Source organism: Lysinibacillus telephonicus, assembly GCF_039654155.1.
Taxonomy (GTDB): domain Bacteria; phylum Bacillota; class Bacilli; order Bacillales_A; family Planococcaceae; genus Ureibacillus; species Ureibacillus telephonicus.
Map to the genome: position 1 here is coordinate 2,993,760 of NZ_CP155468.1, position 19,770 is coordinate 3,013,529.

The following is a 19,770-nucleotide window of genomic DNA, read 5'->3' on the forward strand; positions in this document are numbered from 1 at the left end:
ATAGCACTCAATTGTGGAGTCTCATCTTTTCCGTTACTTTAAAATCCTCGTTATATACTAACTTCTTTGGTTAAATAAACTATAAATTTCGCTGTCAAATATGGTTATCATATGAAAATAGACGCATTTCTTAGAGAAATACGCCCAAGATCTTAGCTCAACAAAGCCCCGCATTCAATAATCAAAATTCTTGAACAAATGTTTTGAATAGAGCAAGTTCACCTATTTTTTATATAAAAGTTTTAAAATATTTTTTGTGAACTCTTCATATGAAGATGAATTATCCACCCGATTGTTATACCACTTTCGAATCGTTTCTACTAGCCAAAAAGGAACGGAATTTCCATCTATTAAGTGATAGTATTGCTCATAACCTTTTTTTAGATGCTCCCATCGAAAATCATTACCTGACATTGTGTATTCAGAGACATCTATTATTTTTGCTCTTCCATTTTGCAGTATAATATTCTTCAAATGAATATCACGTGGGTTAAGTCCCTTATTCCGAACATATTCTCTTGCAACCTCCACATCTTTTACAACCTGTTCCGGAATGTGAATACCTTGTAAAATACAGTCAAAGAGTGTTTTCCCTTTCTCGTAACTTAAAACTAGGTATTCGTCGTATGAAGCAAAACATGTTGGAAAAAAAGGTGAATCCCCTAAAATTTGATAAACATTAGCTTCAACCTTTACTTTGTTTATTTTGTCCTTGGCATATAATTTAAATGCATAAGCTGGGGCAGAAAGTGATTGAAAAACGGCGGCATCTGTACCGATACCTATGCATTTTATATCATCAGCGTCACCATTTATGGTAACTGGCTCGTTATTTGGATTTGAATAAACTTTAATTTTGGAAAGAGAATCAATAGCTTTGATCCAGTCGCTTTCCATATAACCCCTCCCTTCTTTAATGTTGTAGAAAACTATGTGTTCCAATTTACTCAAATAGTGGTCCTATATAGCCCTTAACAAAAATTAAATCATATTCAGATACTTCACTACAAAATTATTAGTTTATAAGTTGATTGTTTAACTAAGCTGTCCCGTTAGTTTAAGTGTAATCCTTTACAATCCTGATTGCATTATATAAAATAGTGTTTACTTTACTCCGCAATATGGCCCTATTTATAAAGAAAGACGCTCTCTTTATTTTTCAGAAAAGCGTCCTTCAATGGAATAACTAAAATATGGCTCCATTTATAATTACTTATTCTTAATTAACCCTCTCTGGTCAATCATTTACAGTATCAATCGCAATGTGAGCTGCTTTTTGTTTTAGGAAGTTCAAATTACTCCTGTTGATATTTTACGAAAAGCAAATGTATTATAGAATAACCTCATTAGCTAATTCAAGGCAAAAGATATAACAAGATGCTTATTCATCTTTTTGTCGCGTGTTAGAGTTTTACCTCTCGGAACAACCGGTCAAACATATGCAATACAAAACGTGTTGGTAAATTGAATCCTCTTGTAATTTTGGCATCCCATTTTTCTCTAACTTTCCCCGATAGATATTTAATCCAACACCATAACGAGAAAGCAAAATGCCACTAGCGTAAACACTAATGGCACTTAATTATTTTCCAATTGTAAATACTTATTCTGCTTCCCCGACAACTGTAAAACGTTCATTTATATGTTGAGGATTTTCAATTTCATCCACTACTGCAATAGCATAGTCTGCATAGCTGATATAACTTTCACCTTTTGAATTAACCAAAAGATGGTCTTTGCCAGACTTATATGAACCAGTTCTTTTTCCTTCCGCATCGAACATAGCAGAAGGACTAATGAACGTCCATGTAATATTAGAAGTTTCCCGCAATTCTTGTAAATTACGTCCTTGTCCTTTTGCTGTTGGGATAAATATATCTGGGAAATCAGGTGTTTCCATTACTGTAACTGTTTTGTTTTCGTCTACATAAAGACTTCCAGCTCCGCCTACAATAATTGCTCTTGTATTAGTTCCTTTTAGCGTCTCAATTAATGCATGCCCAGCATCAACATGTGCTTGCTCTTCACCAAGAGGCGCACCAAATGCGTTAACAACTACGTCAAACTCTTTCACATCATTGGATGTAAGATCAAATATAGTTTTCTCAATAATCGCAACGTTTTTATCATCAAGTTTTGAAGCATCTCTTACAATAGCCGTCACTTCATGTCCACGACTAACAGCTTCTTTCAAAATAAGACTTCCCGCTTTACCACTTGCTCCAATAATTGCAATTTTCATTTTAAAATCCTCCTATTCAGTTGTAACCTATTCGATTACCTGTAATCATATTAATTACATTTAATATACATGTCAACACTTTTATTATTCTTTTCAATTCCATATTACTTTATTCGCTCATTCATTATTAATTCGGCTTGAATTATACTTGTAATAAAATGAATTACAGGTGTATTATTATGTTACATCTATGTATGATGAAAGGTGATAAAATGTCAATTAGTAGTCGATTTTCTGTAGGTATTCATATATTAGCTCTTATTGAGATAAATAAAAGTGGAATAAGTACTTCAGAGTTTTTAGCAGGAAGTGTAAATACAAATCCTGCTGTGATCAGGAAAATTATGGGCATGCTTAAAACGGCAGGATTGGTAAACGTCCGACCAGGTGTTGCAGGCGCTGAACTCGCAAAAGAATTATCTGAAATTACACTGTTTGATGTATATAAGGCAGTGAATGTTGTACAGGAAAGAGAGTTATTTACTGTCCATGATAATCCAAATCCTGAATGTCCTGTAGGTAGAAACATTCAGAATGCAATTGAACCATTATTTACATCGGCTCAATTAGCAATGGAGAAGGTTTTAAAAAGTCTTACTCTAGAAGATGTTGTGAAGGATATTGCTACTAAAGAAAATATCAGTTAAAAGACATTCGAAATGAATGTCTTTTTTGTCTATTATTCAACTAGAACTACGCATTCTTTTAACTACATAATTTTATTATCTTAATTAAAAATTTTTAGAAGACATCAATTTTCCTTTAAAGAAATTGCACCACAATATGGCCCTTTATTAAAAACACTTTCCTTATTCAAGGAAAGCGCCGATTGTTCAGTAAACAGATTACCCCTAAAGAAAGTTTATGATTTACTACTTCTTCTTTCTTATTAGAAAGAACTTCATATTTGAAGTGGTATAATCAATAATATTATTGCTAATAAAAGAATAACTTTAGATAACAACTCTACTAGTTGATGCCCTTTATTTTGCTCTGAACTATTAATAGCAGAATTTCCATACTCCAAAAGCCTTTTCTTTAATGATTTATCTAAAGTGATTTTTAAAAATAACAAAAATAAAATTATAGTTTCTAAGACTAGCTCCCAATAAGAGTATTTAATTCTGATTATAATTCTAAGAATGTCCAAAGCCAGCATAATGGCTGTAGCTACAAATGCCACTATGTTATACCGATTCCATACATTAATGGAAATCCCCTCAATTAAGTTAACAAACGCTAGTTTATCTTTCTGTTTTAAATTTTGTAACAATAGTGGACGAACACATACCGCCATAATAATCCCTCCACCCACAATAAGAGCCAGTAAAAACCGTTCAACAGACATAAGTATTACTTCAAACATGTTATTCCCCCTTCTTTCGATAAATTGAAAGCAAGTGCATACTTGCATTTTAATAAAAAAATTAACTAGAGTGTTAACCCTCTAGCCAAAACCCTGACAGTATTCTTTAAAAATTCTTCCTCAGTTAAATCAGTAATCTTGTTATCGTGTTGTGATCGAGACATAAAAAAACTAAAATTCATCCATATTAATGCCAATGCTTGAGCTTCAACATTTGTCTCAATTAATTTCCCTGCTTCTCTCATTGAATTAAAATATTCAATTAAATTTTCTTTCAATTGCCGAGGAATATCTGTAATATGTTGTTGAAGTTCAGAAAGTAAGGCCGCTTCTTTTAAACTAATCATAATTAAATCACGGTTTTCGTATAAAAGTTGTTGATACAATTTTGAAAACATCAATAAGTCTTTTTCTAAATCCCATTCAACATTTTCCTTTATGGCCTTTGAAAGAGAAGGAACGTAAGATACTTTTTCAAAAGCAGCTTTTACAATACCCATCTTATTATTAAAATGGCGAAACAATGTTATTTCATTGACACCTGCTTTCTGTGCAATTGCACGTGTAGTTGCTCCTTTAAATCCTTTTTCCATTATTAATTCTATAGTTGCTTGTAAAATTCTTTCACGAGTATCCATGATTAACTCCTCATTATATTATGTATGCAAGTGGATACTTGCATATTAGAGTAAATTCTAATTTGTGTCAAGTTAAAGTGAACAATCTGCCCTTTTCATGAAAAAAAGCACAATTCTTGCTGTAAATTGCGCCCGATTGCTGATGATGTTAATTACATTTCCTTATTGGACTATAGATCCTATTATTTTAATTAAGTAATTATATTGGAACATTAGATGGATTTTCATTTTGTTTCTTTTTCTTATTTATTTTTTTCGTTATACTTCCTACACATCCAACAATAAACATTAGGATTGCAATTATTTCAAGAGGCACGAATACAAACAGAAATCCTATTCCTGCAAATCCATCTTGTGTAATGTCTCTATAAATGAATGAACCAGCAACAGTGAATATAGGCGTAAAATTATCGCTAAGAACACGCCCCATATCATAAAATTAATTGTCCAAGAACGTTTAAAAGTAAGAATGAAAGCCATTATAAAAAAAGTTATAAGCACTGAGGATAAAGTGGTTATAATCAGACCACGCTCCTTTAATTTTCTGTCTTTTTAAAAATTTTGTTCAACTAAACAGCCCCGTTGCTTAAGTAAATTATAAGAGGGCTACAAAATATGTATTTCGCAAGTAAAATTTGAGCCATTTATTAATTAAAAACTGAGCCACTTAAACCGAACTATTTTCTAGCCATTCTTTTGTATCTAATATTCGATAAGATGGTCCAACCATGTCTATCATATAAGCTCTATGTGTTAATCGATCTGTTAAAGCGGCTGTTAAAACTGGATCATGAAATATTTCTTCCCAGCGATCAAATGATAAATTACTCGTAACGATGGTAGATGCTCGTCCTGCACGAAGGGAAAGATGAGTAAACAATAATTCTGCACCTTCTTTATCAAAAGAAATATAACCTAGCTCATCGATAATCACTAAATCATACTTTTCAAACCGCAATTCAAATGAACGTAGCGTTCTTTCAGAACGGCTCTCCTTTAATTGATTGACCAGTGATGATACAGTTGTGAAATACACCTTATACCCAGCTAAACAAGCTTCAATTCCTAAACCGATCGCAATATGGGTTTTACCTGTTCCAGGTGATCCAATTAATAAGACATTCTGTTTTTCTTGAATAAAGTCTAATTTCTTTAAATGTGAGAGGCGAGAGGCCGCATTCTGCGGTAATCTCTCTATCTCTAGTTCAGTTAATAGTTTCTTTTCAGGAAAATTTGCCGAACGAATCCGATTCGCTTTTGCTCGCACTTCTCAATCTTGCATCTCTTGCACCAGTGCGTGATATAAAAAATCCTCTGCTGTTTGATGTTGTTTCCACATATCATCTTCTTGAATAAATGCTCGAATACTTGGTAGTCGAAGTTCTTTACACATTTCAATCATTTCTTGTCGCTTATCCATTAATGAAGCACCCCTGTCTTTTTAGTTTCGAATAATGCCGTAATCGCTGAAAGATTTTCGAGAGATTGGGTGGTGACCTCATTTTTGGGATGTACAGTTTTATGAATGTGTTCGCCTTGATTAGCTAAGAAAATAATCTTATCTGTTGATATTTGAACCATAGGGTTCTTCTCAAGTTGTTCAATCGCCGCTAAGACTTTTTCTAGATTGTTATGTTCTTTTAGATACATAAGTAACTCTAGAAAATCTCTCTCATTTCCAATATAATAATCTTTGTATAATTTTTTTATTTTTGTTGGTGCTTGACTCAAACATTCACTTTGAGCCAATGCACCTTTTTTCTTTTCAAATGTACGTAAGTAATGATATATATCCATTACCCATTGGTGACTCTGCCAACTCCGTTTATGGGTTGCGATACGCGCCTTTTCACTAAAAATAAGTATTTTTTCCGCACTTGCTTTTACTTTGACCCATTCTCCAACACGTCCTTCTGGGACAGAATAACGATTTTGTCTATAAGTAATTGTGCTGTATTTGTCTACTCTAAATTCAAGCAACTCAGATGCGTCAAACGGAATAATATCTGCACTTACTTGCCGAGCTGCACGTTCTTCTAGCATTAATTCATGGTGCGTTTGTTTTTTCTTATAATGTTTACGAGAGTTTAATTTCATGATGATTTCTGTTAGGTAGGCCTGAGCTTCTTCTATACTTGTAAAAGTATCTCGATGGGCAAGTGCTTTCCGGCGGATGTATTCTACACTCCGCTCCACATGCCCCTTCTGATTTCCTTTTCTCGGTTCACATAGTCGTATTTTAAAATGATAATGCATCGATAGATTTTTCATACCATCGGTAATCTCACGCTCAGTTCCAATAAAGTTCTTTACGACAGTTCGCATATTATCGTATGTGAATACCTCTGGTACAAAGCCCAAATAGTTAATACACTTTACATGTGCATCTTGTACACAAACCACTGTTTCTGATTCATACAAATAGGCAAATCTATCATTACTATATGGTAAGGTAAAGACCGCCATTGAAAGAGAACGTAACGTTTGATCAATGAATAATTTTACTTCTCCCCAGTCAAACTCAATTTCATGACCAGCAGTTGCCTTTTGACGAATAAAGACTTCTTTTTGACGTTTCTCCTCGCTATTCACAAAATTTCTAACAGTGGTGTAACTAATTTCAAAACCTTCATCTAATAACTTTTCATGAATATCAATCATTTTTAGTTGTTGCTTGTGCATTTGATGTTGTCGTTTATACTCGTTGTCTTTTAACATTTTTCGAATACGTTTCATAACAGTTGGTGTTAATGCACGTTTCTTTCCTTTCCGTTTTTTATACGACGGAGGCGTTAGATAGTTATCTGTAATTGGTATATCCCTAATATCTAGCTGTCTTTTTTCAAGATCTTCTTGAATATACTTTTTTACAGTATTGCGAGAGATCCCAAGCTCCTTTGCAATTTGACGTTGACTCTTATTTTCTTGATGAAAGGCAAGTAGCACTTTCTGTTTCTTCTCCAATGAAATCACCTCTATACGCTCCTAACTCTATGAAGTTAGGATTATTTTCATATAAAAGTGGCTCACTTTTCAATTGCTATGGTGGCTCAGTTTTAGCTTATCAAGTACAAAATAAAAAGTACACCACTAATATATGTGATGTACATTATCTTTAATTTTATAAAGTAGACGGATTCTTTTTATAGTTTATTAATTAATCTAAAACCTAATGCTTTTCCTATTCCGAAATACGTCTTTTTTTTCTTAAATACGCCTTTTTAATTAACCGCTCTAATTCTTTCTCATATTGCTTAAGTTCACTAAGACTTTCACTTTGTAAAATAGCCAGTTCAAGTAGTCTTAGTTTTTCTCTATCGTTGTTTGAAAGATATTTTGAAGGCTTAAATGTTGGTTTTTCTTTTTCTAAAACTGTCATTTAAACATCTCCCCTTCCTATAACTTCATTTTAACCTAAAAACACAAAATTTTTCATCTTTAATTCATTATTTTTTCTTTTTTATCATCTGGTTGTTCCCTAGGTTTTAAATTATTCGCTTTTAGTTCACCATTTTCTGTTTGCTCTTCTGATTGTTCACTAGATTTTGTTTCACCATCATCTGGTTGTTCATCACATTTTAAATCATTGGCTTTTGGTTCACATTCTCTTTTTAATACATCGTTTGAAAAGTCATCTTCAGCATCGATTTCTCTCAATAAAGATTCTTCTTCCTCATTATCAATATCCGGCGTAGGTACCTCACCCTGATTCAAATTACGTACAGTTTGAATTAACTTACTTTTTTCTTTACCAAACATCCTCTTTTCTTCTAGTGACTCAACCAATGCATTTCTTTTCAAATAAGTAACTCCACTTAATCCAGCCACGAAACCAAGTACAAGTACCTGCCCGATATTTCCACTAGGATTTAAAAGATTGACAGCAAGAAATCCAGCTAAACCACCTAACCAAACGTGTAAGGATTTGCTACCATCTAGTTTTTTTGGATCGAAAGATTCACCATCTCTCTTCATAATAGCATATGAGGCCAACCCCCAATAGTACCTGCAATAAATGGGAAAATTAACTGAATAAAGATATTAAAGTTTTCTTCCCTAAAGCACCAAATTATATATTCACCAATTACATCCACTCACTCGACCATCCTTCTTTTTATTAAAAACTATTTAAAATATAATTATGTCAATAGAACTTTTTCAACCTATTATTCTTTTAATTATTGCGAAATATACCAATTATAATTTTTATTAACTTTTAAATCTATCAGTAACTCCCCCTATAATTCTCAAGTATCCTCCCAGTTATGTTAAGTGCATCCCTTTACGCCTCTATTTTAACATAAATATCCAATTTGATTACAGAGTATTATTCAAGATTATAGCCCTTTTCATGAAGAAAAAGCACAATTCTTGCTGCAAAAAGAGCCAAGTCCAACTTATTTCAGCATTTCGATTTACTGTAAGCTTGTTCCTTAATAATAAAAGGTATTTGAATATCTTCTTTTTTATTATTAATAGCTACTTGTTCAACTAATTTTGCGTGAGGAGCTGTAAAAATAATAAAGATTTTATGGAAAGATCTTTAGAAAATCCTATAAAAAAATAACCGTTTCCTATTAATAAGTGTTACCAGCACTTATCGGAAACGGTTATCTTATTCGAATCACTTGTATTCTTATATTATTATATAATAATATCCTTCCTTTGTACAACCAATTTGTAGATGTAGTGATGGAGAGGTTTCTTTTATTTCCCTCTAGCTTATAGAGGAATAATTCCTAAAATTACACAAACAACGATCATAACAATTGTGGAACCGAATGCCCATTTTAAGAAGATGCGCTGTAATTTCCCAAAGTCTTCGCCAACCATCCCTACTAGTAGATAAGTAGATGGAACAAGTGGACTTAATAAGTGTACTGGCAAACCTAAAAGAGAAGCTCTTCCAATGAAGGATGGGTCAATGCCATATACCGCTCCTGCCTTGGCAAGCAACGGAAGTACTCCATAGTAAAAAGCATCGTTGGACATAAAGAAAGTAAATGGTGCACTAATAAGCGCTGTTATAATAGCAAAATGCGATCCCATTGATTCTGGAATATATTGAATGACCGTATTTGCCATCGCATCTACCATTGTAGTCCCCGAAAGAATCCCCGTGAAAATACCTGCTGCAAAAACCATGGATACAACAGATAATGCATTATCAGCATAATTTGCCACACGTTCTTTTTGGTCTTTTAGTTTTGGATAGTTTACAGTAATAGCAATTGCAAAACCAAGCATAAACAATGCAACAGGTGGGAATAGCTCAGTAATTAATGCCACTAAAAGAATAATCGTTAAGGCATAGTTAAAAATGATTAATTTAGGTCGCTTAAGATGTGCATCTTCCGCTGTAGCTGCAATCTGAATCATTGCTTTATAATCGACTTCTATTATACCGATTCTTTTTCTTTCTTGTCTTCCTAGCATAAACGCCATAAACAGAACGAAGATTGCCCCGCCAATCATAGCAGGAATAACTGGTGTGAAAACATCAGACATTTCAAGATTCAGAGCTGTCATTACCCTTGCTGTTGGCCCGCCCCAAGGAAGAAGGTTCATTACACCTGAAGCTGAGACAGCAATCCCCGCTAATATAATTGGCCGCATCCCGATTCTTTTATAAAGTGGAAGCATTGCTGAAATTGTAATCATATATGTAGTAGTACCGTCACCATCTAAGGAAATAAGAAGGGCTAAAACTGCTGTACCTATTGCAATTTTTACAGGGTCACCCTTTACAATCTTTAGAATTGTATTAATAATCGGATCAAAAACTCCTGCATCAATTAACGTACCGAAAAACAGGATTGCAAATAAAATCATAATTCCTGTTGGAGCGACACTTTTAATTCCTTCTAACATCATAGGTCCCATTTCACTTCCGAACCCGCCAATGATTGCAAAGACAATTGGTACAGTGATCAAAGCTATCATTGCAGAAAGCCGCCCGGACATGATTAAAACCATAAATACAATAATCATTAAAAATCCTAATAAAGCTAGCATATTAATTATTCCTCCCCCTTAAAAAGTTAAATAACATTCTGTTATTTTCCCTTTAAATAAATTGTAGATTAGAATATTCAATTTGTAAGCGATTGCAAAATAATGTATTTTAAGAACATTTAGAAACTTTTGTTCATTGTGTTCACGGAATTTTCTTTACGTCCTTTTTAAAGTAAGCCGGAAACAATTCCAATAAAAAAGTGGGCAACTCAAAAATTGAGTGCCCATGTAATGAAGTTCCTATTTAATTTTGCAATACCTTCTCTCAGGTCTTCCTACAACACCATATACAACTTCAGCTTTACATTCTTTTACAGTGATCAAATATTCTAAATAACGTCTTGCTGTTATTCTCGAAGCACCGATTTGCTCACTTACTTGTTCTGCTGATAGGCTTGTACTACTAGCGTCAAGAACTTTTCTTACTTTGACTAGTGTAATTTCGTCGATTCCCTTTGGCAATGAGTGTTCTTTCGTGTCATTAGAAGGAGCGGATTTTTTTAAGATAAGATCTACAAAATCCTGGTCTACCTCCTGTTTGGATTGTATAAGCTGAGACTTATTTAGATATTCTTCAATTGTTTGATTGAACCGTTCCATCTTTACTGGTTTTATCAAAAAATACTCTACCCCGTAATGAAGTGCTTTTACAAATAATTCTTTATCAGTAGCAGCTGTGATCATAATGATATCTAAATTTGAAAATTGTTGACGTATAACTGGCAACAAATCGGTACCGAGCTGGTCCGGCATGTACACATCTAGAAGAAGCAAGTCAGGTTTTTCTTGCTTCAGTATTTCGATAGTGTCTTTGCCATTTAGTGCTTTCCCAACTACTTCTATTCCTTCAAAGCTCCCTAAAAATTTTTCATGGATAGCGGCTACTCGAAAGTCATCTTCTGCTATAACTGCTTTTATTTTCAATGCCCTTCCCCCTTAACAGTTTTTGGAAGATACACTGTGAAAACAGTGTTTTCTTTTCCGTTTTGCACCTCGATAATGCCGCCCAGTTCTTTTACTGCACTATCAGCGTTCGACAGTCCATATCCTCTTGGATTATCTCCAGTTTTTGAAGTAAAGCCTCGTTCAAAAAGTGAGTGCATGTCTTCATCTGCTATTCCCTTTCCATTATCAATTACTTCAAATATAATATCTTCGCCTATATCTGTGGCAAAAAACTTAATTAATGGTTTATCTGTGGCAGAAACAGCCTCAAAGGCATTATCTATTATATTACCAAGTATAAGCGTTAATTGGGACAACCGGATATGCTTAGGGAGTTTATTAATGTAGCTTTCTGGATCAATTTCAAACAAAATCTTTTTCTCAGACGCCTTCCCTAATTTCCCTAATAAGATTACTTGAACTTTTGTATCTTTAATCTGCTCGAACACAATTTGATTCTGGAATTTCAGCTCAGACGTTTCACCTTGAATCATCTCTATTGCCTCTTTATACTCACCTAGTTGCAGCAACCCGGACAGCACGTATAATTTATTAGTAAATTCATGAGTTTGTGCTCTCAGCTCTTCTGAATAAGTTTTCATTTCAGACAATTTGTTAATCATTTGCTCTATTTCCGTCTTTTCTCGAAATACAGCGACGACACCACTTACACTTTTTTCATCGAAGATCGGTGTACAACTTACAATGATTGTTTTACGTTTCCACGTCATTTCCTTATCGAATTGAGGTTCTCCCGAATTCAACACATCATATAAGTAATTTGAAGGAAACAACCCATCAACCTTTAAATGTCGGACTGAACCATTTATTCCAAGTAAACTTTTTGCTCGCTGATTCATCGAAGTAATCGTTCCATTTTTATCAACAGACAAGATGCCTTCTTGCACAGAATGCAGTACAGCATTTTTTACTTTATATAAATTAACAATTTCATATGGCTCTAACCCTAAAGTATCTTTTCGTATACTTTTTGCAAGTAAAAAACTCCCAATGATAGATGCAATAAGAGCTGCAAGAGAAATAACAAGCTCCTTTGACACATCCTTATATATTTGTCGCTCTATATCCTCTACTAAGAAACCGACAGAAACGACCCCAATGATGTCTCCGTTGTCGTTAAATATAGGTGATTTTCCTCTCATGGAAAGACCAAGGGAACCACGTGCTTCCGAAATATAATACTCACCGTTTTCGATCGCTCTTTTACTGTCCCCGCCTACCATTTTCTTTCCAATTTCCGATACTTGAGGGTGAGAATAACGAATCCCTTCCCGATTTCCAACCACGATAAATTCAGCGCCTGTTTTTTGACGAATTTTCTCGACAATTGGTTGAATCGTTTCGGATGGATTTTCTGATTCAAACGCTTCGATAATAGTGGGCATAAAAGAAATTGATTTAGATAGCTCTAAGGCTAATCGACCACGATCATCTGCTATTTGTTTACCATTCATATAGGTAAAATAAGATGTTAATAGGAGAATTATAAAGAAGCTTAATGATAATGTTAACGCCAAAATTTTTGTTTGCAGTGATACTCTCCCCATAAAACAACATCCTTTTATTCATTTTTCTCTTAATTCTATAAGAATATAAATATTCTATCAATTCATTTCAAACATTGACATCTCGACAAATGTCTCGTTCTTCACAAAAGAGCTCATAGTTTTCAACAGCCGATGCCCTTTCTTAAATGTCTTCCAAGGCTACTAGTTATAGGCTTAGACATTGCTGAATATAAGTCAAAACCACCAGTATAACTGGTGGTTTGCTCTTCGCGTGAAACGCTGGGTTACTGGCTCCTGTCTAAAGACATTCTGAAAGGTCCGCCAACCGCACTTCGCTTCCTCACTTTGCCGCTAAAGCGGCTTTTTTATTTCTTTCTTCGATTGATTTCTTCTCCTGTGAAAGGGTCAATGAATTCTTTCATTGTCATTTGATCTTCCAGGATATCCTCTTGTAATTGATTTTTAATATATTCTTGTATTGTTTTTTTATTTCTTCCTACTGTATCCACATAAAATCCTCTGCACCAAAACTTCCTGTTTCCATATCGATATTTCAGATTGGCGTGTCGATCGAAAATCATTAAACTACTCTTTCCTTTTAAATAACCTACAAATCCTGATACACTTAACTTCGGTGGAATACTTACTAACATATGAATATAATCGGGACATGCACTTGCTTCTATGATTTCCACGCCTTTTCTTTCACACAATTGTCGCAGGATTCTTCCTATATCAGCCTTTATTTGACTATAAATCACTTGTCTTCTATATTTCGGTGCAAACACAATGTGATACTTACAATTCCACGTTGTATGTGCTAAACTTTTCTTATCCATTTTGGAGCTCCTTTCGTACGAAGTCGGTTGACCAGACCTGACTTTATTGTACGACTGGAGTTTTTTTTATGTCCATAGCTATAAGCTTTCCGGAACCCCCTACATAGCAGGGGGTTTTCATTTATACAAAAAAACTAGCAGAATTTCTCTGCTAGTATCCAAAAATTGCGCCTATCGCTACTATAATTAAAGCTAAAACGATTATTGCAATAATAATCAAAAATGTAAATATAATAGTAGGAATTACGATTGTCAAGAAAGCTTGCCAATTCGGTATTTTATGTGCTTCTGCAACTACCCCGATTGAAATGACCATACACCAAATCGTAACAACAACTGTAAACAATAATGTAATAATTGGAAGAACTAAACTACCTTCCATATCAGTGTAGAACAAACTTAATGGATCTGTAAACATCCAAATGATATAAAAAGGAATTAATATAATATAAGGAATGGCAATTAGTGATAATGCTTTAAACATGTCTTGGTATGTACCAACACCGTTAAAAAGCTTTCCCATTGGCCAAACAATTAAAGCATAAATTGCATTTGAAATAATTCCGAATATTGGTGAAAGGATAAGAAGTATTAATAATACTCCCCATAATGGAAGCAATGGATAAAGTTCTGTATCGATCAAGGAAGCACAGAAAACTCCGATATAACTAACAGCTACCGTTAAAAGCGCATAAGGAAAACCCTTATTCTCTATAACAAACCGAGCTGTTTTTTTCGGATGCAACCAAACGGATAAAAACGGATTTAACTTTTCATTCATATAATCACCCTCTATTAATCTTTGCTGTTATTATAAGTAAACCATGAAGGTTAAAATTTGTAAATCTTGCAGTTTATGCCAAAAGACACATTTCTTTGTTCGAGCTAATAAAATATTTATTATCTTTTTCTGTAAACTACAGCATTATCTGAATCTTTTCTTACAAATTCATACTCGTCGGAAAAATATAAATCTGTTTTTACTTTTTTAAGAAATTCCCTTCCAACCGAGAGACGAGAACTTTTTGTGAAATTAGACCATTCAATTTTCGAAAATAAATCGCGAATTTTAAATTCTGTTCCTGCTTGTAAATGTTTTGCTTTTTCATGAATAGCGAAAATCGAGACTTTTACACCAGTCGTTTCATACCCTAACTCTTGAAGTACTAAATCTTTAATTACCGCTCCAAGTGATTGCTCTGCTTCCTTTGCTACATCTTCTAAATAGTCATATTCTTCATCTGAAAAACGAATTGTTACAGTTTGTGACATACTAACCACCCTTACTGTTCTGGAAACATTTTCTTTGTATACAAATAATATATGTTTGTACACAAACATGCAAGCAGTTTTTGTATACTCCTGAATTAAGAAATTAAAAACCACTTTAAAACCTATAAATTTAAAATGGTTTTTCAGCCCTTTATTTGTAAAAGAATTCTCCTAACAATAGAATAGCAATACAATAAATATCTACAGGCAACGAATTAAGAAATGGTAACAACGGACTTATTTTTAGATATACGTTCGGTGGAATGATTTTTGACATTGTGTTCGTGTGAGCATTAGCAATAAGCCCACTTTCGTTTTCTATTTCTGATGAATCTTCAAGATTCCATAATGCTTGGTTTAAGTTAGGATTCGCGTAATCAGCCTCTAAAAATGCATATCGAGGATTTAAAATCGTCAAAATTACACTTCCTTCGCATCATTTTCTGTTCCTTAACCTTTCAGAAGCAGCTACAAGTAATGCATTACGAAATTAGCCGATAACCTTTAATGTATTATATTCCTAATTTAATAGCGTCATAACTTATCCGTTACTTCTTCTTCATAAGGAGTGAGATGTCTTTGTTTCTGTATCGGAAACGCGCAAAAATCCTAGTATCAAGGAAATTTCCAATAAAGAAAACAGTCCCAGAAGTTTGGAATATATACTTCTGGGACTGCCTCTAAGCAAAAAACACTCATTGCAATCAAATTAAAAAAAAATACAGCGAAAATGTTTTGAAGTTTAATGTCCTTTTACATCTGTTTACTTATTCTCTTAGAATAATTTTTTTACTATTGATGAATGATCTAATTTGGCAAGAGATTGAGGGACTTTAACAGGAAAATACCTCTCCGATCAACAGAATTGCAATGCAATAAATATCTACATGTAACAAAATAAGACAACGAGTTTACTTTTAAGTATAAGTTCGGTGGAATGATTTTTAAGATTGAGTTTGAGTGAGCGCTTGCTACTAGCTCACAATCCTTTACTATTTCTAGATCTTCAAATTTCGATTTTACTTGTTTCAAGTTAGGATTAAGGTAATCAGCCTCTAAAAATGCATATTGAGGATTTAAAATCGCCAACATTACACTTCCTTCGCATCATTTTCTATCCTTCACCTATTTAAGAAGCAGCACAAATAATGCAAGACAAAATTAGACGATAACAGTACAACCTATTATATTCCCGATATATCGACATCATAACTGTAGTTGCGAAATTTAGAAAAAGCTAATAAACTAATTTGTTCCCAAATTAATTTATTAGCTCTACATTTAAGGTTCTACTCAGTTGTTAATTAAACGGAAGTCCCAAACCGCACTTCTAACTGTTCCATAACTTCTATCACATATTCTTCTGAAAGATTATGTTTGGCAATATAGCGATTGCGAGGGTGTTTCGCACATTCAAGTGAACAACCACCAAGATGCTTGGCTTCATTTTCTTCTGAAGCAAGGATATGTTTGTTGCATTCAGGGTTGGCACATTTAATATAACGTTCACATGGTGTACCATCATAATGGTCTTTACCAACAACAACATGTTCTACTTGATTAATTGGTACGGTAATACGTTCATCAAATACATACATTTGACCGTCCCAAAGCTGGCCTTTTGCAACGGGATCCTTTCCATAAGTGGCAATGCCCCCGTGTAATTGACCGACATCTTCTCCAATGCCTTCTCTTTTTAACCAGCCTGAAAATTTTTCACAGCGGATTCCACCCGTACAATAGGTTAACACACGTTTCCCTTCAAATAATTCCCGGTTTGCACGTACCCATGCAGGTGTATCACGGAATGTTTCCACTTCAGGACGAATAGCACCGCGGAAATGACCAACATCATATTCATATGTGTTCCGCACATCTAACACAACGGTATCTTCGCGTTGCATTTCTTCCATAAATTCAGCAGGAGAAAGATAACGGCCAGTTATTTCTTTTGGATTCACATCATCTTCTAAACTTAAGTTTACAAGCTCAGGACGTAGTCGACATTTCATTTTTTTGAAAGCATGTCCTTCTGCTTCATCAATTTTAAACACAATGCCTTCAAATAAAGGATTATTTCTCATCATATCCATATAAGCATTTGTATCTTGTACTGTACCTGAAACGGTGCCGTTAATGCCTTCTGCCGCAACTAGAACACGGCCTTTTAAGTTTAAATCTTTACATGCTTGTAAATGCTCCTCCGCAAAAGCTTCCGGATTTTCTATTGTTGTGTAATGATAATATAATAAAACTTGGTAATTCATCTTACTTTCCACCTATCATACATATTTACAGGATATCCTGATAGTTTCAAAATATTATTATACTATATTTTTATCACAATTAGTTTGAATTTATTATGATTCTCTTTACTTTAACTACTTATGGTACACTTAGCTTAAATAGGAGGTTTTCAATATGCAACAGCTACAATATGAAGCATCTTGGAACAAAGCATTATCTGCCCATGACCGCTGCCTGATTGAAAAGATTTTTAATGAGACAAAGGGGCAGAAAACTTCCGGTGTACTATTCATCCCTATCCGAAAATCAATTAACTACAAAAATGAGCTTTTAGTTACGGTATTAGTACATAACTTTACTGATACGATTTTGACGTTTCATAACACGCGATTAGTATATAGTACACATGAGAAGGTCGTTGCAGAAAAAGAATTTACCCTTCCAGCATTAACGATACTACCTAATGTCAGTATGCCTTGGACGTTTATATTTTCTAAAAATGACTATAAACAAGAAGCTTTGAATAACGAAAACGGTCAACTTCAATTTAACGACAGGTGACAAATCTTTTTTTTACTTAAAACAAGCAATGCTCATAGGTATGGGTTATATCTTTATAAAATCAATTATTATTTAAGCAATTCATAATAAATGGCATGAATACAAGGAATGTCGAATTCAATAAAACGGCAGAATCTGTTATTAGAGATTCTGCCGTTTCTATTCACTAATAGTGGGTTCCTTATCTAGTAGCCGTATGGACGGTAATATGGTGGGCGGTAGTATGGCGGGTAAATTGGGTAGAAAGGATAAAATGGATATACGGGATATATTGGGAAAAACGGATATGGATATCGAGGACGTCTTCTTCTACGACGTCTTCCATAACTGTCATAGTCGTAGTCATCGTCGTATCTGTCATCTCGATCGTAATCAAATTGTTGCATAACTTTTTCCTCCTTCCGAATTCGGTATAGGTTATGCAAAGCAAGGGTTGACAGTCTACACATTCGCCTAAATTAGCAATTATAACCTTCTATGTATATAACCAATAAAATCAAAAAATTAGATGTCTTTATAATTAGGTATCTACACTAAAGGAATAATTTGTGAAATGTTTAATTTGATTTCTTCTAGGGCAACTTCCAACAATACCTTAGAGAGAATTAAGTAGTTTTTTAATTTGTATCGTTATTTAGGCTATTAACATAAAGTATAGAAAAAGATAAAAGGAGACGTACTTTTGGAAATTCCTATTTCTGGATTTATGTATCATTCAGACGATTCAGATCCAATGCATTCCCATCACCTTTATATCACTTCCTGGGATGGAAGACCCGTCCCTGCCCATGTCCATGAATTTAGAGGTGTTACTTCTTTTGATGTAGGACATAACCACAGATATGCAGGAACTACAGAACCAGCGCCAAGTGGTGTACCACATACACACAGATACTTCACCTTTACATCTGTTGATGAAAGACATAGACATGAAATTCGTGGAGTTACCGGTCCAGCAATTCCTCTTCCTAACGGCGGACATTATCATGAATTTAGTGGTGTTACTACTGTAGACGGATCTACTCCCCATAGACATAGTTATAGCGGAAGAACAAGTTTATAATGACAGCTCTAAATTTGTATTAGGCATAGAAATGGTTAAGGAATAAAATTCAAATAACTTTAGAAATATCCCTTTGAAACAACCCTCTAAAAATCAAGTTATCCAAGTTTAATGACTTCTCAAGATTTCCATTGTAATTAATCCTAAAGTAATTGAAAGATAACTATTTAAATTTATTCGATTGAGTGAATTACAAGAAGCTCAGAAAGTGAATCGACTCTCTGAGCTTTATTTATAAGGTAGTAAAATAGGAATACTACTGGGCTGTATAGCCTCCATCTAACACAACCGCCTGACCAGTTACTCCTTTAGCTTTTTCACTAGCTAAAAAGAGTGCATAATCCGCTATTTCAGAAACATCTAATAATCTTTTTTGCGGAATTAACGGATATAGTACTTCATCTAATACTTTTTCCACAGATATATTTCGCGTTTCGGCAAGGTCCATAAATTGTCCTCTTACAAGGGGTGTATCTACATAACCCGGGCATAGTGCATTAACCGTAATTCCATATTCTGCTGTTTCCAACGCCGCTACTTTCGTTAAGCCAATGACACCATGTTTAGCACTATTATATGCAGCTTTACCGGCAAAGCCGATTAAACCGTTAATGGATGCAATATTAATAATACGGCCGAAACGATTTTCTTTCATAATTGGCAGTGCATGTTTTATTGTCATAAAGGAACCAACAAGCATGACTTGAATCAACTGTTGAAACTTTTCGGTTGGAAAATCCTCAATCATCGATACATGCTGTAAGCCTGCATTGTTAATTAATATTTCTAGGCTTCCATAGTGGATTTTTGTCTGATTAATGGCTTCAATTATTTCATGCTCTTTTGATACATCACAAGCAATTCCAATCACTTCAAATCCTCGATCACTAAGATTATTTGCAGCTTCTTGTACTTTTTTCAAATTTAGATCAGTTAGAGCAATTTTCGCCCCTTCTTTTGCAAAGGCTTCTGCAATTTTAAACCCTATTCCTTGTGCTGCCCCAGTAACAAAAACAACTTTATCTTTTACCAAAAGAGTGGACCTCCTATTTA

At 34.1% G+C, this 19,770-nt stretch carries 21 protein-coding genes and 1 pseudogene; 3 read left to right on the plus strand and 19 right to left on the minus strand.

Features of this window, described 5'->3' with window-relative positions; translation table 11 throughout:
• Positions 1-222: 222 nt before the first annotated feature.
• Positions 223-897, minus strand: a complete 675-nt coding sequence (locus MKY04_RS14430) for a serine/threonine protein kinase (protein WP_126292627.1) — start codon at positions 895-897, stop codon at positions 223-225.
• A 706-nt stretch (positions 898-1,603) separates the two neighbouring features.
• A complete protein-coding gene (locus MKY04_RS14435) occupies positions 1,604-2,242 on the minus strand; it encodes an NAD(P)-dependent oxidoreductase (protein WP_126292626.1) in 639 nt (212 codons plus the stop codon).
• 212 nt (positions 2,243-2,454) lie between these two features.
• On the opposite strand from MKY04_RS14435, the gene MKY04_RS14440 reads away from it, so the two are divergent.
• Positions 2,455-2,889 carry an Rrf2 family transcriptional regulator gene (locus MKY04_RS14440; protein WP_126292728.1) on the plus strand — a complete coding sequence of 145 codons (435 nt, stop codon included), beginning with the start codon at positions 2,455-2,457 and terminating at the stop codon, positions 2,887-2,889.
• Positions 2,890-3,143: 254 nt separating this feature from the next.
• On the opposite strand, the gene MKY04_RS14445 is transcribed toward MKY04_RS14440, so the two are convergent.
• The 15 genes and pseudogenes from MKY04_RS14445 to MKY04_RS14520 form a co-directional block, all read right to left on the minus strand.
• Positions 3,144-3,608: a hypothetical protein gene (locus MKY04_RS14445; protein ID WP_126292625.1), complete on the minus strand. Its 465-nt coding sequence runs from the start codon at positions 3,606-3,608 to the stop codon at positions 3,144-3,146.
• Between the two features lie 65 nt (positions 3,609-3,673).
• Positions 3,674-4,246: a TetR/AcrR family transcriptional regulator gene (locus tag MKY04_RS14450; protein ID WP_126292624.1), complete on the minus strand. Its 573-nt coding sequence runs from the start codon at positions 4,244-4,246 to the stop codon at positions 3,674-3,676.
• A 199-nt stretch (positions 4,247-4,445) separates the two neighbouring features.
• A complete protein-coding gene (locus MKY04_RS14455) occupies positions 4,446-4,676 on the minus strand; it encodes a hypothetical protein (protein WP_126292623.1) in 231 nt (76 codons plus the stop codon).
• Between the two features lie 237 nt (positions 4,677-4,913).
• Positions 4,914-5,666 (minus strand): annotated as a pseudogene (gene istB, locus MKY04_RS14460) (IS21-like element helper ATPase IstB).
• Positions 5,666-7,210 (minus strand): IS21 family transposase, encoded by a 1,545-nt coding sequence (gene istA / locus MKY04_RS14470; protein WP_428833907.1) that lies wholly within the window; start codon positions 7,208-7,210, stop codon positions 5,666-5,668. The pseudogene istB and the gene istA overlap by 1 nt, the downstream one beginning before the upstream one ends.
• Before the next feature lie 217 nt (positions 7,211-7,427).
• On the minus strand, positions 7,428-7,625 hold the full coding sequence (locus MKY04_RS14475; protein WP_126292622.1) for a hypothetical protein: 198 nt from the start codon (positions 7,623-7,625) through the stop codon (positions 7,428-7,430).
• Positions 7,626-7,684: 59 nt separating this feature from the next.
• Entirely contained in the window at positions 7,685-8,239 is a 555-nt protein-coding gene (locus MKY04_RS14480; RefSeq protein WP_126292621.1) for a hypothetical protein, read from the minus strand.
• 729 nt (positions 8,240-8,968) lie between these two features.
• Entirely contained in the window at positions 8,969-10,261 is a 1,293-nt protein-coding gene (locus MKY04_RS14485) for a CitMHS family transporter (RefSeq protein WP_126293584.1), read from the minus strand.
• A 240-nt stretch (positions 10,262-10,501) separates the two neighbouring features.
• Positions 10,502-11,185 carry a response regulator gene (locus MKY04_RS14490; RefSeq protein WP_246020218.1) on the minus strand — a complete coding sequence of 228 codons (684 nt, stop codon included), beginning with the start codon at positions 11,183-11,185 and terminating at the stop codon, positions 10,502-10,504.
• Positions 11,182-12,774, minus strand: a complete 1,593-nt coding sequence (locus MKY04_RS14495; protein ID WP_126293585.1) for an ATP-binding protein — start codon at positions 12,772-12,774, stop codon at positions 11,182-11,184. The genes MKY04_RS14490 and MKY04_RS14495 overlap by 4 nt, the downstream gene beginning before the upstream one ends.
• A gap of 326 nt (positions 12,775-13,100) precedes the next feature.
• The gene (gene tnpA, locus MKY04_RS14500; RefSeq protein WP_346234624.1) at positions 13,101-13,574 is read right to left on the minus strand and encodes an IS200/IS605 family transposase; all 474 of its coding nucleotides are present in this window, start codon (positions 13,572-13,574) and stop codon (positions 13,101-13,103) included.
• Between the two features lie 151 nt (positions 13,575-13,725).
• Positions 13,726-14,355 carry a YIP1 family protein gene (locus MKY04_RS14505; protein WP_346234625.1) on the minus strand — a complete coding sequence of 210 codons (630 nt, stop codon included), beginning with the start codon at positions 14,353-14,355 and terminating at the stop codon, positions 13,726-13,728.
• Between the two features lie 119 nt (positions 14,356-14,474).
• The gene (locus MKY04_RS14510) at positions 14,475-14,846 is read right to left on the minus strand and encodes a DUF1413 domain-containing protein (RefSeq protein WP_185807662.1); all 372 of its coding nucleotides are present in this window, start codon (positions 14,844-14,846) and stop codon (positions 14,475-14,477) included.
• A gap of 151 nt (positions 14,847-14,997) precedes the next feature.
• Positions 14,998-15,264: a hypothetical protein gene (locus MKY04_RS14515; protein ID WP_126293589.1), complete on the minus strand. Its 267-nt coding sequence runs from the start codon at positions 15,262-15,264 to the stop codon at positions 14,998-15,000.
• 886 nt (positions 15,265-16,150) lie between these two features.
• On the minus strand, positions 16,151-17,113 hold the full coding sequence (locus MKY04_RS14520; RefSeq protein WP_346234626.1) for a rhodanese-related sulfurtransferase: 963 nt from the start codon (positions 17,111-17,113) through the stop codon (positions 16,151-16,153).
• Between the two features lie 154 nt (positions 17,114-17,267).
• On the opposite strand from MKY04_RS14520, the gene MKY04_RS14525 reads away from it, so the two are divergent.
• On the plus strand, positions 17,268-17,654 hold the full coding sequence (locus MKY04_RS14525) for an SLAP domain-containing protein (RefSeq protein ID WP_346234627.1): 387 nt from the start codon (positions 17,268-17,270) through the stop codon (positions 17,652-17,654).
• Between the two features lie 185 nt (positions 17,655-17,839).
• On the opposite strand, the gene MKY04_RS14530 is transcribed toward MKY04_RS14525, so the two are convergent.
• A complete protein-coding gene (locus MKY04_RS14530) occupies positions 17,840-18,040 on the minus strand; it encodes a hypothetical protein (RefSeq protein WP_346234628.1) in 201 nt (66 codons plus the stop codon).
• 296 nt (positions 18,041-18,336) lie between these two features.
• On the opposite strand from MKY04_RS14530, the gene MKY04_RS14535 reads away from it, so the two are divergent.
• The gene (locus tag MKY04_RS14535; RefSeq protein WP_346234629.1) at positions 18,337-18,717 is read left to right on the plus strand and encodes a YmaF family protein; all 381 of its coding nucleotides are present in this window, start codon (positions 18,337-18,339) and stop codon (positions 18,715-18,717) included.
• A 256-nt stretch (positions 18,718-18,973) separates the two neighbouring features.
• Here the strand turns inward: MKY04_RS14535 and MKY04_RS14540 are convergent, their stop codons facing one another.
• The gene (locus tag MKY04_RS14540; protein ID WP_126293594.1) at positions 18,974-19,750 is read right to left on the minus strand and encodes a 3-hydroxybutyrate dehydrogenase; all 777 of its coding nucleotides are present in this window, start codon (positions 19,748-19,750) and stop codon (positions 18,974-18,976) included.
• Positions 19,751-19,770 lie beyond the last annotated feature (20 nt).

Bases quoted from the DNA above. Each gene is read 5' to 3' on its own strand.
- MKY04_RS14430 (WP_126292627.1), bottom strand. From the start codon at position 897: ATGGAAAGCGACTGGATCAAAGCTATTGATTCTCTTTCCAAAATTAAA.
- MKY04_RS14435 (WP_126292626.1), bottom strand. From the start codon at position 2,242: ATGAAAATTGCAATTATTGGAGCAAGTGGTAAAGCGGGAAGTCTTATT.
- MKY04_RS14440 (WP_126292728.1), top strand. From the start codon at position 2,455: ATGTCAATTAGTAGTCGATTTTCTGTAGGTATTCATATATTAGCTCTT.
- MKY04_RS14445 (WP_126292625.1), bottom strand. From the start codon at position 3,608: ATGTTTGAAGTAATACTTATGTCTGTTGAACGGTTTTTACTGGCTCTT.
- MKY04_RS14450 (WP_126292624.1), bottom strand. From the start codon at position 4,246: ATGGATACTCGTGAAAGAATTTTACAAGCAACTATAGAATTAATAATG.
- MKY04_RS14455 (WP_126292623.1), bottom strand. From the start codon at position 4,676: ATGGGGCGTGTTCTTAGCGATAATTTTACGCCTATATTCACTGTTGCT.
- MKY04_RS14475 (WP_126292622.1), bottom strand. From the start codon at position 7,625: ATGACAGTTTTAGAAAAAGAAAAACCAACATTTAAGCCTTCAAAATAT.
- MKY04_RS14485 (WP_126293584.1), bottom strand. From the start codon at position 10,261: ATGCTAGCTTTATTAGGATTTTTAATGATTATTGTATTTATGGTTTTA.
- MKY04_RS14495 (WP_126293585.1), bottom strand. From the start codon at position 12,774: ATGGGGAGAGTATCACTGCAAACAAAAATTTTGGCGTTAACATTATCA.
- tnpA (WP_346234624.1), bottom strand. From the start codon at position 13,574: ATGGATAAGAAAAGTTTAGCACATACAACGTGGAATTGTAAGTATCAC.
- MKY04_RS14505 (WP_346234625.1), bottom strand. From the start codon at position 14,355: ATGAATGAAAAGTTAAATCCGTTTTTATCCGTTTGGTTGCATCCGAAA.
- MKY04_RS14510 (WP_185807662.1), bottom strand. From the start codon at position 14,846: ATGTCACAAACTGTAACAATTCGTTTTTCAGATGAAGAATATGACTAT.
- MKY04_RS14520 (WP_346234626.1), bottom strand. From the start codon at position 17,113: ATGAATTACCAAGTTTTATTATATTATCATTACACAACAATAGAAAAT.
- MKY04_RS14525 (WP_346234627.1), top strand. From the start codon at position 17,268: ATGCAACAGCTACAATATGAAGCATCTTGGAACAAAGCATTATCTGCC.
- MKY04_RS14530 (WP_346234628.1), bottom strand. From the start codon at position 18,040: ATGCAACAATTTGATTACGATCGAGATGACAGATACGACGATGACTAC.